Origin of the sequence: Prevotella ihumii, from assembly GCF_900155655.1 — a bacterium.
Lineage (GTDB): Bacteria > Bacteroidota > Bacteroidia > Bacteroidales > Bacteroidaceae > Prevotella > Prevotella ihumii.
In genome coordinates, this window is the sequence record NZ_LT706987.1 from 1,460,236 (window position 1) to 1,475,594 (window position 15,359).

The window sequence follows — 15,359 nt, forward strand, 5'->3', positions numbered from 1 at the left end:
ACCCAAGTTTAACGGGCATAATTATTTTTCATAAATTTTCAGTGTGTTTTGAGGGTTTCAGGTTTGCTAAGTACTTAATAATCAGCCGTAGCGTTTTCTGAATACGGGCTAAATCTGATTTGTAGGACACCAGCATATCAATTTTTTTTTGTTACTTTGCACCTATGCACGCAAATGTACAGACACGTTTTAATCCGGCAACTGGTGAAAAGGATCTTTATTATAGACTAAAAGAGTCGTATCGTGACGTGGCTGGACACGTACATTCGCTCATCCTGCTCAATATTGGTTTTGAACCTTCTCTCACAGCCTTGCAGGTGAGAAGAATTGCTTTTGCACTTACAGAGCGTTTTAACCCAAATCGGTCGTTAGACTTCTTCGAGATTTGCGAGCTTATTTTGAGCTATTTTTGGTTGTTTTTGAAGACGTTTAGCGAGCTAAACAACTGAAAAAACAAACGAAAAGAGCCAAAATAAGGTGCAAAGACAAAGAAAAGCATAACAGCTAAACGCTTTAAAAAGCCTTTGCGGGCTAATAACCGATTTGGGTTTAAGAACAGAGGAACTAATTCTTTATTTGGCAAGCATTTGGAGGGGCTTACTGAACTGGAACAGGCTAAGGCGGATGAGTGGTGGCAACGGATGAAAGAGGAAGGTGGAATTGATAGATTCGATAAGAAGGAACAGAAGGCAAGAAAGGAGTCTGAACGTTATATCGATCTTGCTACGGCAGAACATACTGACGCAAGGAATGTTGGTGCAGAATGGCTCTGTAAGCAGACCATTGATAAGCTGGGGCTGGAAGAGTTCCTGCGTGACCAAGGATGGAGCAACCATTCTATCCACACCGCACTCTCTGCGCTCATCATCCGGACTGTGTATGCCGTATCTGAACGTTCCTCGTATTATTATCTCAGGGATAATTCGGCTGCCGCCGAACTTTACACTGGGTCGCAAGACTGGACTCCGGGTATCAATGCCCTGTACAAGGTAACGGACAAACTCTATGAACTCAAAGAGAAGATAGAACGTCACTTGTGCAATGTAACAGATAACCTTTTTAATATAGATAACAAGCTGATGCTCTTTGACTTGACAAACTTCTACTTTGAGGGTAGTAAGCGTGAAAGCAAGAAGGCACAGTTTGGTAGGTCAAAAGAGAAGCGATCAGATTGTAAACTTCTCGTCCTGGCCCTGTGTATCAATAAGGAGGGCTTCATACGCTATTCTTCTATCCTGGAAGGCAATACGGCTGACCCTAAATCACTGCCTGATATGATAGATACGCTGGCAGACAGGAATCCTGTACAAAAAGAAAAATCGCTTATTGTGATGGATGCAGGTATTGCAACCGAAGAGAATCTAAATCTTATTAAGGCAAAGGGTTACAACTATCTCTGCGTATCCCGCACCAAGCTGAAAGATTACACGCTCAGTGAGGACCATAAGAGTGTGATGGTAAAAGACGCCCGAAAGCAAACGATAACGCTCAACAAGGTACACACCGAAGGTGAGGACTACTATCTTGAGATAACCTCTCCATCTAAGGCTATGACCGAATCGTCAATGAACAAACTTTGGCGTGAAAGATTTGAGACAGAGCTGAAGAAGATAAATGATGGTATTGCAAAGAAAGGTGGAACGAAACTCTACGAGAAGGTTGTAGAGCGTACGGGACGAGCCATACAGAAATATCCTTCTATCGCAAGATACTATGCGATAGACTACATTAGAAACGAAGAAAAACCAAAGGAAATGCTACGCGTAGACTGGAAGCTCAAAGACCTCTCAGCCATCGAGTCCGGACACGGCGTATACTTCCTACGGACCAATGTAGAAACACTCGACGAGCGTACCACATGGGACTATTACAACCTCATACGAGAAATCGAATGTACCAACAGACAGTTGAAGACCGACCTGAACCTCCGTCCTATATATCATCAGACCGATGACCGGAGCGATGCACATCTTTTCTTCGGTCTGCTTGCCTACTGGGTGGTAAATACCATCCGCTGCCAGTTGAAGCGAGAAGGCGAATCCTGCTATTGGACCGAAATCGTGCGGAGGATGAGCACCCAGAAACTTGTAACCACGGAAGGTAGGAACCCGTTAGGAGACATCGTACAGATGCGACAATGCAGCAATCCCTCAAAGCAGGCAACTGCTATATACGATAAATTAAAACTGAAATATGCACCATTCAGAAAAATAAAAATTTGTAGGACACAGAGTCCATAGCCAAAACTGAAAAAGTATAATAATAGCAAGATTCTACGATGNAGACTCCGGGTATCAATGCCCTGTACAAGGTAACGGACAAACTCTATGAACTCAAAGAGAAGATAGAACGTCACTTGTGCAATGTAACAGATAACCTTTTTAATATAGATAACAAGCTGATGCTCTTTGACTTGACAAACTTCTACTTTGAGGGTAGTAAGCGTGAAAGCAAGAANGAAATTGTTGTCTCTCCAACAGGAATGATTCGAGAAATTTTTGTGCGCCCCAAACCCTCTTGGGTATAAAGACGAATTACTTCATCGTAATACTTGTTACGTTTCTCACAATTGTACTTCGTAAGCATCCAATATTAGCCGACTTTCACACCAACAAATAACCCTTATATGTCTGGCAGCATATAAGGGTTATTTGTTATTTGAAGTTTGAAGGTAGCATTTTCGTGAGTTCCTCCTCCGTCATATCTGGCAGGGGCCTTGAAAGAACTTCCTTCATCCATTTGTATGGCTCTATGCCTGCTTCCCTGCAACACGCCATGAAGGTATAGAAGATGGCGTTGTTCTCCGCTCCCTCATTGTTACCACAGAACAGGTAGTTCTTTCTTCCAAGCGTGATGGGTCTGATGGCCTGTTCCATGAGGTTGTTGTCTATGTTGAATCGTCCGTCCTGCACATACCTACCAATGCGTATCCATACGGCGAAGGCATAACGCAGTGCCTTCTCCATAGCTTCGCCTGGGGTGTACTGTTTGTGTACATCCAACATATAGGTCTCCAAATACTTAAGAATGGGGTAAGCTTTAGTCTTTCGTTCTGTCTCCACTTCCTCGGGTGGTGCTTTCTTGTGTTTGAGGTTTTCCTCCAACTCATAAAGCGTGGCTATCGTTTCGATGATATGGGCGGCGTTTTTATCGTCAGCCGCCAGATGTTCGAACTTACGTCTCACGTGTGCCATACATCCTAACAGCACGATGCCCTGAACGTTCTCAAACCTGCTGTAGACCTCATACCCATCAGACTGTATGGCACCCTGGTAGCCCTTGAAGAGTTCATCTGCCACAGCGCCCGACCGCGACCCGTCCTTCCAATGGAAGAACACACCCTGGGAGTGTATGGCGTCACGCACACCCCACAGGTATCCCTTGCGCGTCTTTCCCTTGCGGTCGGCAACCTGTACGCTGGTCTCGTCAACTTGAAGATAAGGACTTTGCAGGATCTGTCTTACTTGAAGTTTGTAAAGTGGATAAAGTGCATCGGCGGCATCGTGAACCCAACTGTTGACGGTTGAGGTGGGGATGTTCACGCCCAGTTCCTTCCATCTTTCACATTGCCTATACTCGGGCTGGTGATAGGCGAACTTGGCGGTGATGATTTCGGCGAGCAGGGAAGCGTCGGCAAAACAATCCACCGCTTGCTTTTTCAAGGGGGCTTCCAGGATGTCGACCTTCGCATCCGTTGACCGGGCTTCCTTCAGGCGGCAGATGACACGATCTTCTACCCTGACATAAAAGGATGAGGGACGCAGACACAGATGCTCACTTCTGTCATGTCCGATGATGACCATGCGCTCAGCGTCATAACCCTCTGGATATATCTCCGTCACCTGTCGCTCTATATTCTCGGGAACATAGGAGGCGTAGGTCCTACCCTTTCTGGAAGGACGGCTCACACGGCGTGATGACCTGCGTTGTCCGGCCTGCTGTTTTATCTCCTTGATGATGGGAAGGGCTTCCACCTGAGCCAGGGAGCCCTCTTTGGCCCACTGCTCGTCAAAAAGCGTACCCGCCCAGCCGCTTGCACTCTCAGGCAGGCGTTTCTCGCTGCGCCTGCCAAATACCATGCGCTCAAGTTCAAGAATGCGACGGGACTTTCGTTCCAGCTCAGCATCCTTAATCTTAAGCTCAGCATCCCTTTGCTCAAGAAGTTTAACAACAGCTTCCCGAGTGAGAGAATGGTAGTCAGATGTCATTGTACTATAAGGCATATCCATCACATTATCAGTTCTTTATACGATGTAAAGTTACGAAAAATATCTGACACTGGCAAGAAAATACTAAGATTTATTGTATCTTTTTCTTCGGTAGCAATTAGGATTTATACCTTCAATATAGAGTACCAATTCGTCCCAGCGAAGTTCATAAAATCCAACTCTCGCCCGTATGATTTTAGGACTCAGGCAACCCTGTGCCATCTGTTTATGATACACGACAAAACCACAGCGTTCCCAGTGCAGCAATTTAATTCGGTTACGGGATCGATTGTAGAAAACGTAGACAACACCATCAGAAGGATTGAAGTCATTGCTGCGTACCAATTGGGACAGGCGAAGAATACCCTGACGCATGTCCACAGGAGTGCAACAAACCCGAAAAACATTTGTTTCGTTGAGTACAAACATAAGTTTTTAGGGCAAAGGTAGTAAAGCAAGAATGTTACACAAAGGCGGCTAATATTGGATGCTTACTGTACTTCCACATAATTGTTGATTTTGCGAGTCAACTTTTTCTAGGGAAAGACACTAACGACCGATTTGGGTTAAAACGGAGAAATAACCTTATTTCCGCTTCATAAACATACGCACCAGAAGGAAGTTTACAGGTACGCAGACGCAGAAAACAGGTATCATTGCCACACGCTTCTCGAAGCCTAAATAAAGGAAAAGGGATAGCATTGCTGTTTGTAAAAGGAAATTTACAATGTGGGAAAGGGCAAATCCTGCACCTCGTTTGGCAGTAGATTTCACTTTAAATGTAAACTTTGTAGAGGCTACATAGTTGAAACAAAAGCTTAAAGCATAACCTATCGTATTAGAAATTCGGGGTTCAAGATAGTTTAATAGAAATACATAAATACAAAATTGCAGCGCTGTTGCAGCTACACCAACAATACCAAAACGGACGATTTCACCGAGTTTTTCGCGCTTTCCATTCCTAAACGGACGGTAATGTGCCTCGTCTGCTTCAGCCAACAAAGCTTTATCGCCATTACTATCACCAAAGACAATGAGCTGATAGGAAAAACGATTAGGGAACACCTTTTTAAGTCGGTCAACCTTTTCTTCGCCATAACAGTTCTTGCTGATAAATTTTCCTGTTACAACATCGTTTCTTACATCTATCTGTGTGCCTTCGATGGGAAGTAAATCGCCAAACTCTGCAAAGAACGGACGCACCCAATTCTCTATGCTCGCTGAAATTATCACAGCTTTATCGCCATCTTTGAAAGCTTTTCGAAGGGTTTCTATGCCGTCAGGACGCAGTATCCTACATCTTGCTTGTGCAAACTTTACGCATTTTTCATCGAACTCATCGATATTCATTCCCTTAAAAAACCAAGAGAATACGCGTTGTTTCGCCTTCCAATTGGGATACATTTTCAACTTCATCAATACCAATAATGGCGAGAATAACAGAAATCCCCAAAAGGCTTTTTTGTAGCCAAAGTTGAACTCAATGAACTCTACAAAGGTGTCTTTGGTTGTTAATGTGCCATCAAAATCGAATGCGTAAACTTTCATAGCTATACCTAAAGAAAATAAATAATAACTAAAAACGTGAGACCAAATCCAAGAACAATGGTTTGAATAAAGCGGTCGTGGAGAATAACCTTCGTAGGGTCGCCACTTTTCTTGTCAACCACAGCTATTTGAATGTAGCGCAAAAGCCCTAACAATACAAAAATAGAGGTGAGATAAAGATTATCTGTATTAAACTTTGCAATGATTTCTGGGCTTACCGTGTACATAATGTAGCACACCAGCGTTACTGCTGCTGTTATCGTAATGGCTTGATTGATGAACGTTAGGTTGTAACTACTGGTGTTCTTGCGTGGGGCTTCTCCTGTTTCATTCATACGCAACACATCGTCACGACGCTTAGCAAACGAAAGAAAAAGCATTAATAAGAAAGTCATTAGCACAATCCATTTACTGAGCAAGATAGATGTTGCCACGCCACCAGCTATAAGTCTCAACACAAAACCAAAAGCTACAATACATACATCAATGATAGCGTGTTGCTTTAACCACAAACAATAAGCAATATTCATTAGCCAATAGAGCGACAAGATACCTATCGTTTCTATTCGGTTATTCGACAAAAGATACAGTGTTGCAATAGCCAAGCCAAACATCAAGCCCATCAACACCATTCCTTGTGGAATACTTATAGCACCCGAAGCGAATGGGCGTTTGCATTTCTCTGGGTGTTTTCGGTCGTCTTCTACATCAATTATATCGTTCAAGCAGTAGATAGATGAAGCCACAAAGCAGAATGCAAGGGCTGTAACGCCTCCAGCATAAAGTGCCTCAAGGCGCAATAATGCTCCGCTAAAAAAGATGGGAAGCAATACCACAAGATTTTTTATCCACTGCTTGGGTCGAATTAATCGTATTAAATCTTTCATTTCAGTTTTCTCTCTATGGGTTTTACAACTGCGTTCATACACTTTTGGAACACCCACGCCAATGGCAACACAATAGAAATAGTTGTCAAGAAGGTGAACCAATAGTTCCACTCCAACCGCTCCACATATATCAAAACAAACTGATGATGTAGCAGATAGGTCTCTAAGCTCAATCCGCCGACCCACGCACACGTCTTGTTAAACCACACAGGTGTACAGCGGAACACACGATTGAGCAATAATATCGTTGTTATCGTGAGTGGAATGTAAAGCATACGTTCTAAAAACAAGGGGAATTGTCCGTGTTTCACTTGTTCAAGAAAGATGCTTGACGCCAATGCCATTACAAAGATAATAATAATCATCCAAATAGAAGCACCATCCATCGTATCTTTTCGCTTTACGGCTGCTCCAATGTTGATACCTATAAAATAAATGGGTACACGACTCCAAAATATCTCTAAATGTCCAACAAGATGATTGATAGGTGTTACCAATGCCACCAAAATGCACCACATCACCATTACGACAGGACTCCAACGATAGATGGGGTGCTTAATAATGAGCTGCATATAAGCAGGCGTAACCAAGTATAACATCATTGTAGCTGGAATGTACCAGAATGTGAGTTCATCGTGCAGCCAAAAATCCCAATTGATACTTATATCTCCGATTAAATCGATGATATTTGTACTATGCCCGTGGTGCATCACAAGGTCAGGACAAAGATAATCGGGTACATAAAACAGAAGAGCTATAACAAGCCACGTAGGATAAATTCTCACCATACGATGCAGATAAAAGGAACGTGTATCAGGGTTCTTTGTCCACGAAAACCACAACCCAATACCACTCAAGAAAAGAAACATGTCTACACCAATATTTCCCATTCTCCGCAATCCAAAGAAGAGGTCTTCGCGTGGCAAACCTACGTGAAACAGCACTACAAAGAGCATTGCCATTCCCATTAGTTCGCTACGATAGCGACTTATATTAGCGAGTTCTATATCCTTTATCTGCATTTCTGTATCTTCTTTTTTCTATATGATGTCTTCTTTTACTTCAACTTTGGCGATGGTACACGCTTAATAAGTTCGTTGAACAGCCAAGCTACACCAATAGCACAAATAACATAAAGCAACAAGCCTGTCCAATAGTTGCCCTCACGTGATATGGGGATAAGTATTTTGCGCACAATAGGGTGTGATACAAACATCGCTGCCGATATTGTACCAATCCAATTCAACGCCTTCATTATCCACTGATGTGGGATAAAATGCTTTTGCGTGCGTGAAATGAATACTACAAAACTGATGGATGCTGCACAAATAAACATTGGAACAAACAACCAAGTATAGAAATAAAAACTGCCCAAATAAACGCACACACACGAAGCAATAAACACTGACAAATAAGGTTGCCAATTCTTAATATTAAGGTATCGTGCTGAAAGCAATCCTAAACAGAAAGGCAACATTCCACCGATAAAATTATAGCGCACACGATTTAATGTTTCGCCCTCTGGTTCACACAATGCTTGAATAAGCGTACAAACAACTATCATTGCCACAGCATAACTCCAATGTTTACGAAACAGCAACAAGCGATACACAATATAACATTGGAACATCAAACCAAAGTACCAATAAGGTCCTGGCCATATCACCTTATCAGGGTGTTCCATAAGATTATTGAACAAGCCCATCTGTCCAAAAATGGCCATTACATCGTATTTATGTGCTCCTGCGGTAATGTTATCAATAAGCACGAAAGCCACAAAGCCCACAATCATCATACGAAAGAGCTTTAGCCAATGGTAGCGAACAAAACGAAAAGCTGAAGGTACAATCGCCTCCGCTTGTCCTTTTAAAGGCAATTCGTACTTTAAATAAAGTCCATAACCCGACAAAAATAGGAAGACGGGCACACCATAATGTCCAAAGAACGAAACAATATGGAAAAATTCTAAAGGTGTTTCGCCTATTGGTGCAGACATAACATCATCAAACCAATCTATGTGTTGCTGTATGAATTGATACTCATTTTCTTTAACGATGGGCGAAAGCCAATGACAAAAATTATGAAGCATAATGCCCATAATAGCCAATCCGCGCAAGGCATTACATTCCACACGCAATAATTTGGCATCTGCTGCGCCTTTTATATTTTGCTCTTTATCTTTTATCTCCATACTCATAGCTTTATCCTACAAAAATAAGCCTTTTCATCGCTTCTTTTCTTGTTTATGCTTCAGCACCAACTTATCATAGTCGGTTTTATTTTTCAATATTCTTGGGCGCATTTCGTTATATTTTGTGCTCAATATATCGTACTCTGACTTATATTGCTTTGTGCTGATACCTGCAAGGTTGAGCAGCAAATGAGGCAATGCATCTGTCATCAATCGTTTATCTTTCACCTTTTTTATTTGTTGGAATACATCGCTGTGTTTATCCACAAACTTTGGCGAACAATAAATCCAAAAAGGTACTTCAAACTCGTAATGTGCTAAATCGTAATCTATTTCTGCCGAATGATTGCGACACACAAATCCACGATTACCTTCATAACATTCTTCACCGTGGTCGGGCATATATATCACCACCGCTTCATCGTCCGAGAAACGCTTCACAATTTGGTCTACAATCGAATCGTTGTACAACACCGTATTGTCATAATGTGCCAACATTTCACGTTGTTCTTTCGACAAGTCTTTGCGTTTTTCTGCGTAATCATCGGCTTTGAAGTGGCGTTGATTGATAGGATAACGCATCTTGTACGACACGTGCGACCCGATGAGATGGAAGATTATAAGGTTATGCACCTTGTTTTCTTGTTTCAAATTCCTGTCATAATCTTGCAACAGTTCTTCATCAAAACGGTGCAAACGTGTGTTACGAGTATCAAACATTGAGGCTGAAAGTTCGGTATGATTTAAGAAGAACCCTCCGCTAAAATCATAAACAGCTTCTTTGGCTTGAGGTAAGAACTGATTGGTAACGAACGAAACGTGATAACCTGCCTTGCGGAAAAGTTGTGGGAATAACGGATAGTCGCACCACTCACCTTGCTGCCCTACAACGTGAAGCGAAAATACATTCTTAAATACAAAACTTGTCAAGTTCCAAGGTGCTACGACATCGGTGAAAGGCGTTAATAGTCCCGAACGTTCCAACGCTACTTGTCGGGGGGTGGTGTTCATAAAATAGCCATACTGCTGTGAATGGTGACGCCCCATACTTTCGCCAATGATAAGTACAATATTGGGCGATTTAAACGAGCAACTGTCTACTTGGGCATCATCTTTAGCCGCAATTAGGCGGTCTATCTGCTGTGCGGCAAGTTGGTTAGCAAAGACACTAAATATCAATCGGTAGCAAGGCAAATAGAATTGCGCACAATCTCTGTTGGTCAGTTCGTGCTCTACATCGCCTATCGAATGTTTAGAAAACATTTCTACCATTTCGCTTTTGTTATGTGCCGAACTTATCGTTGCCCACACCAACAATCCTGTAAGCAGAACACCAAATATGGGTTGCAATCGTTCTAAAATAGCGTTGAAACCGCCAATTATTGCTTTTACAGAAGGTGAAAACTTCTTATAGAAGAATGGCGTACAAGCTGTGAAAATATGGAAAAGCACAATAAGAAGCAGCAATCCCACACTTGAGGTGAGCAACTCCGCATTGAGATAATTGTTTAAGAACTCTCCTGCTTCTCTACCATCAGTTTCAGCTGCCAACAACAGCATAGATGGATTGAGCGTAGAACGAAACTTGATCCAACAAAACAAGTCTGCAATACTCGTAGCATACGCCACAACGTAGAAAAATCCACGTATCCATCGGCGAATTTTCAGTGGTATCACCGATAGGACAGCACAGATAATGTATAAATCCAAGAACAATTCAAGCCACAAGTTGGCATATACCTCCACTTCGGGCTTGTTGGCTGGTAGTTCCTCATACGATACCACAATCCCAATGAGATACATAAAGCAAAAGAAAGAAAAGTTGCTCCGAATGGGATAACACATCTTCTTAAACAATCGTTCTAAAAAACGTAGGCTTTTCATATTGTGAAATTTGGAGCAAAGGTACAGCAAAATTTATGATATATCAAGGTTTTAGGGGTATTTTTACAGAACAAGGGGGAACTCGGTGAATATCTTATTTCCAATGGGTTGAAAATTTGTTTTCCTTAATTTGTAGTTTGGTCTAAATTACAGCCTGCGAACTACTGCCTTTCCCGATCCCTTAGTTGGGAAGGGAGCGCATTTCTGCTGTGGTTTTGTCGGATAGGTCGGACAGGTCGGACGAGTCAGACAAGTCGGACAGGTCGGATCAAAGTACAGATAGCAATGTACAGCAAAATTGTACTCCCCTTCCAACGGAGGGGGTGGGAGAGGCTACTTATCCCTAAAAATAAAACTTTTACAAGTGGAGAGGTGAAGAAATCGTATTTTTTTGAGTACATTTGCAAAACAATAATAAGAAACAATGGGCAAAACAAAAAAGACGGTGGCAGTGGTGGTATGCACGTATAATGGAGAGAAATATCTGAAAGAACAGATAGACTCTATTATCAACCAAACCTACCCTGTCCAAGAAATCATTATACAGGACGATGGGTCGACCGACAACACGGTAATGATTGCGGAGGAATATGCTCAGAAATATGAAAATGTAAGCATATTTAAGAACGAAAGGAACGTAGGGTTTAATGCCAACTTTGAATCGGCTGCTATGCGTGCCACTGCCGACTTTGTAGCTATTGCCGACCAAGACGATGTGTGGTATCCTGAAAAGATAGCCAAACAGGTGGAAGCCATTGGCGAGAAAGACATTTGTTTTTGCTGTCACGACAGAGGACGAACAAGAGAACAGACGGTGTACGTTACCCCACAATACAGTTTGGAGGCATTGTTGTTCACAGGATTTGCAGGTCATACGATGTTGTTGCGCAGAGATTTTGTGCAAAATCACAACAATTGGATAAGTTATATCCATTACGATTGGTCGTTGGCTATCAATGCACAATTGCAAAGAGGAATAGTGCGCATAGACGAACCGCTAAACTGGCATCGCACACACGACGCATCGGCTATTGCACAAGAGAATAAAACGCACGGCATAGACCATAGCAAGAACTCGAAAACTGCTCCTTACACACAAGGGTATGCTAATTATAGCAGACTGCAAAAGAAGGAGAATTGGCAACGGCTCTACCAAATGATATACGAACGGAGCAAGGGGCATAACCCATTGGCGCATCGTATGGCAGGACTAATGCGCCGTCAAGGAGTGTTTGCCTTGCTGCAACTCTGCACTATTTGTGCTAAACACCGCAAAACAATATATTACAACGAGGGAGCAAAGGGCATTATGGGCATTGTGCGTGGCTTCTTTTATCCCTTTATCTTTACATACAATAACGTTCAATACGACCTTTAAAAAAGAATTATTATGAACATCGCATTACTTACCGCTGGAGGCGTAGGCAACAGAATGGGGCAAGATATTCCCAAGCAGTTTATGACCATTGATAACATTCCCGTTATCATTTATACGCTCAAAGCATTTCAAGAACATTCGCAAATAGATGCCATAGGTGTGGTTTGCCTACAAGGTTGGGAAGTGGTGCTGCAGGCATACGCTAACCAATTTAACATCACCAAGTTGAAATGGATTTTTGAAGGGGGCGACAGCAATCAAGCGTCTATCCGAAACGGATTGGAAGGACTAAGGGCAAAGGGTTGTAAAGGCGAAGATATAGTGCTGGTACACGATGGTGTACGACCATTGGTGTCGGAACGTATCATAGCCGAAAACATTGCAAAGTGTAAGGAGTTTGGCTATGCCGTAACAGGTCTTGTGTGCAAGGAAGCCATTATGGAAGTGAAAGGTGATTGTCTTTCTAACATAGAGATACCTCGTGAGCGACTTATTCGCACCCAAACACCGCATACCTACCGCCTTAAAACCTTGCTTGACGCACACGCCGAGGCAGAGCACCGAGGGGTAGAGAATACTGTGGCTTCGTGTACGCTTTTAGGAGCATTGGGCGTGAACGACCAGCACTTGGTATTAGGTTCGGAACGCAATGGGCTGAAACTAACACAAACAGAAGATGTGGAACTTTTCAAGGCATTGAAAAATACGGATAAAGATTACTGGTTGAAATGACAGAAGCATACCGAATAGCCTTACAACAGGCAGCGCATACCGACCTTCCGTGGCACTTGTTAGAGGGGAAAAACATTCTTATAACAGGGGCAACAGGACTGATAGGTGGTTGCTTAGTAGACGTATTGATGCAACGAAGCGAGGGTGCGTTTACCATTTATGCAGCTGGGCGAAACAAAGAAAGGGCAAGACGACGATTTGCAGCTTATTGGGAAGCAGACAACTTTTGTTTCTTACAGTTTGATGTAACCAAGGAACTGACAGCCGATATTGACTTTCATTACATCATAGATGCAGCAAGTGGGGCTTCGCCAAGTGCATACGCCACCGACCCTGTGGGTGTGATGAAAGCTAATATATATGGTGTGGACAATCTGTTGAGTTATGGCAAAAGTCATCAGCTGCAACGATTTGTTTATGTGTCATCGGGCGAAGCATACGGCGAAGGCAAAGGACAGGCCTTCACCGAAGACTTTAGTGGTTATGTAAATCCCGCTACCGTGCGTGCGTGCTACCCTTCGTCTAAACGTGCTGCCGAAACGATGTGTGTATGCTATGCGCAGCAGTATGGTCTTGATGTGTCGATAGCTCGCCCTTCGCACATTTATGGACCTTATTTTAGCGAGAGTGACAACCGTGTGTATGCACAATTCATTCGTAACGTAATGAGAAACGAGGATATTGTAATGAAAAGCACAGGCGAACAATTTCGGTCGTGGTGCTTTGTTGTAGATTGTGCTTCGGCTTTGCTCCATATCCTCTTGAAAGGCGAGAATATGACGCCTTATAACGTTGCCGACCCAGATTCGAACATCACTATTCGTGAATTGGCTGAGACCATTGCAGAAATTGGGGGAAGAAAAGTGGTGATAGATGTTCCGAGTAACGAGGAAAAAGCAGGTTTTTCGGTTATCAAAAAGGCCGTTTTTGATACCTCACGCATCGAAATATTAGGTTGGAAAAGCATAGGAAATATAAAAGAAAAACTAAAACTTACGATTGAGGAAGTAGCTTTAAATTGTCTCTAAGAAGTTATCCGACTTGTCCGACTTGTCCGACTTGTCCGACTCGTCTGACCAATTCTCCCAAATAGTGCCCACAACACATTTGGCTCTAACTCCTAAGCGAGGAACGAGCGGTAACTCCCTTTAACTCCTTGCAATTCCTAAAAATAACTCTCTTTAATCTTTAGAATTTCTTAAAACAAATGTTTAGTTTGCAGTTGTTTATAGAAAATCTTGTATCTTTGTGGGCAATTCTATTTTTTATAATGCGAGTACTCATTGTAAATACAAGCGAGAATACGGGGGGAGCAGCAGTTGCGACCAATCGACTAAAAGATGCGCTCAATGCTAATGGAGTGCAGGCTAAGATGTTGGTACGCGATAGGCTAAGTGCCGACCCTATGGTGGAAACAATTAAGAAAGGATGGCGCACCGAATGGAACAGACTATGGGAACGATGGTGCGTGTTTTGGCATTTGCGCTTCCAACGACCTAACCTGTTTGCGGTAGACCTTGCCAATGCTGGTATGGATATTACGAAGTTGGACGCCTTTCAGCAAGCAGACATAATCCATCTTTCGTGGATAAATCAAGGTATGCTTTCGCTGAATAGTATTCGCAAGATATTGCAATCGGGTAAGCCCATTGTGTGGTCGATGCACGATATGTGGCAACTCACAGGCATCTGTCATTATGCCTATACTTGCAATCGCTATACAGAGTCGTGTGGTAAATGCAGCTTCTTGGGTTCTGAAAATGCAGACGATGTATCGCACAGGGTGTTTATGAAAAAGTTGGAGGTCTACTCCCACGCTCCGATTCATTTTGTGGCAGTAAGCAATTGGTTGGCTGATATAGCACGTTCGAGTCGACTGATGAAGGGACACGCTGTAACTACCATTCCCAATGTGCTCTCCCTGCAAAAGTTTATTCCTTGCGATAAAGCCACTTCACGCACCGACTTGGGTATTCCCAATGTTAAGGTTATTGCCTTTGGAGCTGCTCGCATAGATGCCGAAATCAAGGGTTTGCGCTATCTTATAGCAGCTTTGCGCCACTTGGTAGATACGCAGCGAGTAAAGAAAGACGAGGTGTGTTTGGTGCTCTTTGGAGGGGCAAAGTCTACAGCTTTGCTTGATGATATTCCTGTGGGTTACAAGTGGTTGGGCAAGGTTTCGGGCGAAAACAATCTTTCTAAGATTTATAGTGCTGCCGATGTGGTGGTGTCGTCGTCAATGTACGAAACCTTTGGGCAGACCCTTATCGAGGCTTTAGCGTGTGGGTGTGTGCCTGTGTCGTTTAACAATAGCGGACAGAGAGACATTATTCTGCACAAGCAAAATGGCTATTTGGCACAATACGGTTCGGCAGAAGATTTGGCAGAAGGCATTGTTTGGGCAATGAACAACCCTATCTCGTGTGGCGAACTGCGCAATTCGGTAGTAACACGCTATTCGGAGAGTGTGGTGGCACAACAATATATAGAACTTTACAACAGCATTTTGGCTGACAAAACAACATAAAACA

12 protein-coding genes and 2 pseudogenes are annotated in these 15,359 nt (G+C 42.9%); 7 read left to right on the plus strand and 7 right to left on the minus strand.

What is annotated here, in order from left to right; all coding sequences use genetic code 11:
• Window positions 1–164 precede the first annotated feature (164 nt).
• Together CZ367_RS06770 and CZ367_RS06775 are read left to right on the plus strand one after the other, a co-directional pair.
• Window positions 165–350 (plus strand): annotated as a pseudogene (locus tag CZ367_RS06770) (IS1634 family transposase); the annotation flags it as partial.
• 198 nt (window positions 351–548) lie between these two features.
• A pseudogene (locus tag CZ367_RS06775) lies at window positions 549–2,240 on the plus strand (IS1634 family transposase); the annotation flags it as partial.
• Between the two features lie 414 nt (window positions 2,241–2,654).
• Here CZ367_RS06775 and tnpC read toward each other — a convergent pair.
• The 7 genes from tnpC to CZ367_RS06815 form a co-directional block, all read right to left on the minus strand.
• A complete protein-coding gene (tnpC, locus tag CZ367_RS06785; RefSeq protein ID WP_237581572.1) occupies window positions 2,655–4,208 on the minus strand; it encodes an IS66 family transposase in 1,554 nt (517 codons plus the stop codon).
• A gap of 84 nt (window positions 4,209–4,292) precedes the next feature.
• Window positions 4,293–4,637, minus strand: a complete 345-nt coding sequence (tnpB, locus tag CZ367_RS06790) for an IS66 family insertion sequence element accessory protein TnpB (RefSeq protein WP_077195310.1) — start codon at window positions 4,635–4,637, stop codon at window positions 4,293–4,295.
• Window positions 4,638–4,793: 156 nt separating this feature from the next.
• The gene (locus CZ367_RS06795; RefSeq protein WP_077196171.1) at window positions 4,794–5,756 is read right to left on the minus strand and encodes an HAD-IB family phosphatase; all 963 of its coding nucleotides are present in this window, start codon (window positions 5,754–5,756) and stop codon (window positions 4,794–4,796) included.
• 8 nt (window positions 5,757–5,764) lie between these two features.
• Complete coding sequence (locus CZ367_RS06800) at window positions 5,765–6,643, minus strand: decaprenyl-phosphate phosphoribosyltransferase (protein ID WP_077196172.1); 879 nt, start codon at window positions 6,641–6,643, stop codon at window positions 5,765–5,767.
• The gene (locus CZ367_RS06805) at window positions 6,640–7,665 is read right to left on the minus strand and encodes an acyltransferase family protein (RefSeq protein WP_077196173.1); all 1,026 of its coding nucleotides are present in this window, start codon (window positions 7,663–7,665) and stop codon (window positions 6,640–6,642) included. The genes CZ367_RS06800 and CZ367_RS06805 overlap by 4 nt, the downstream gene beginning before the upstream one ends.
• Window positions 7,666–7,700: 35 nt before the next feature.
• Window positions 7,701–8,840, minus strand: a complete 1,140-nt coding sequence (locus CZ367_RS06810) for an acyltransferase family protein (protein WP_237581574.1) — start codon at window positions 8,838–8,840, stop codon at window positions 7,701–7,703.
• 27 nt (window positions 8,841–8,867) lie between these two features.
• Window positions 8,868–10,718, minus strand: coding sequence for a phosphoethanolamine transferase (locus CZ367_RS06815; RefSeq protein ID WP_077196174.1), 1,851 nt, complete (start codon window positions 10,716–10,718; stop codon window positions 8,868–8,870).
• A 215-nt stretch (window positions 10,719–10,933) separates the two neighbouring features.
• Here CZ367_RS06815 and CZ367_RS16440 point away from each other — a divergent pair, with 215 nt between their 5' ends.
• The 5 genes from CZ367_RS16440 (at window position 10,934) to CZ367_RS06835 (ending at window position 15,355) form a co-directional block, all read left to right on the plus strand.
• Window positions 10,934–11,065 carry a hypothetical protein gene (locus CZ367_RS16440; RefSeq protein ID WP_262500725.1) on the plus strand — a complete coding sequence of 44 codons (132 nt, stop codon included), beginning with the start codon at window positions 10,934–10,936 and terminating at the stop codon, window positions 11,063–11,065.
• Window positions 11,066–11,142: 77 nt separating this feature from the next.
• The gene (locus tag CZ367_RS06820) at window positions 11,143–12,096 is read left to right on the plus strand and encodes a glycosyltransferase (protein WP_077196175.1); all 954 of its coding nucleotides are present in this window, start codon (window positions 11,143–11,145) and stop codon (window positions 12,094–12,096) included.
• 12 nt (window positions 12,097–12,108) lie between these two features.
• Entirely contained in the window at window positions 12,109–12,828 is a 720-nt protein-coding gene (locus CZ367_RS06825; protein ID WP_077196176.1) for an IspD/TarI family cytidylyltransferase, read from the plus strand.
• The gene (locus CZ367_RS06830; RefSeq protein ID WP_077196177.1) at window positions 12,825–13,856 is read left to right on the plus strand and encodes an NAD-dependent epimerase/dehydratase family protein; all 1,032 of its coding nucleotides are present in this window, start codon (window positions 12,825–12,827) and stop codon (window positions 13,854–13,856) included. Before CZ367_RS06825 ends, CZ367_RS06830 begins: the two co-directional genes overlap by 4 nt.
• A 242-nt stretch (window positions 13,857–14,098) precedes the next feature.
• Complete coding sequence (locus CZ367_RS06835) at window positions 14,099–15,355, plus strand: glycosyltransferase (protein WP_077196178.1); 1,257 nt, start codon at window positions 14,099–14,101, stop codon at window positions 15,353–15,355.
• Window positions 15,356–15,359 lie beyond the last annotated feature (4 nt).

Excerpts from the sequence above, each read along its gene's own strand:
- tnpC (WP_237581572.1), bottom strand. The coding sequence starts at position 4,208 with ATGACATCTGACTACCATTCTCTCACTCGGGAAGCTGTTGTTAAACTT.
- tnpB (WP_077195310.1), bottom strand. The coding sequence starts at position 4,637 with ATGTTTGTACTCAACGAAACAAATGTTTTTCGGGTTTGTTGCACTCCT.
- CZ367_RS06795 (WP_077196171.1), bottom strand. The coding sequence starts at position 5,756 with ATGAAAGTTTACGCATTCGATTTTGATGGCACATTAACAACCAAAGAC.
- CZ367_RS06800 (WP_077196172.1), bottom strand. The coding sequence starts at position 6,643 with ATGAAAGATTTAATACGATTAATTCGACCCAAGCAGTGGATAAAAAAT.
- CZ367_RS06805 (WP_077196173.1), bottom strand. The coding sequence starts at position 7,665 with ATGCAGATAAAGGATATAGAACTCGCTAATATAAGTCGCTATCGTAGC.
- CZ367_RS06810 (WP_237581574.1), bottom strand. The coding sequence starts at position 8,840 with ATGAGTATGGAGATAAAAGATAAAGAGCAAAATATAAAAGGCGCAGCA.
- CZ367_RS06815 (WP_077196174.1), bottom strand. The coding sequence starts at position 10,718 with ATGAAAAGCCTACGTTTTTTAGAACGATTGTTTAAGAAGATGTGTTAT.
- CZ367_RS06820 (WP_077196175.1), top strand. The coding sequence starts at position 11,143 with ATGGGCAAAACAAAAAAGACGGTGGCAGTGGTGGTATGCACGTATAAT.
- CZ367_RS06825 (WP_077196176.1), top strand. The coding sequence starts at position 12,109 with ATGAACATCGCATTACTTACCGCTGGAGGCGTAGGCAACAGAATGGGG.
- CZ367_RS06830 (WP_077196177.1), top strand. The coding sequence starts at position 12,825 with ATGACAGAAGCATACCGAATAGCCTTACAACAGGCAGCGCATACCGAC.
- CZ367_RS06835 (WP_077196178.1), top strand. The coding sequence starts at position 14,099 with ATGCGAGTACTCATTGTAAATACAAGCGAGAATACGGGGGGAGCAGCA.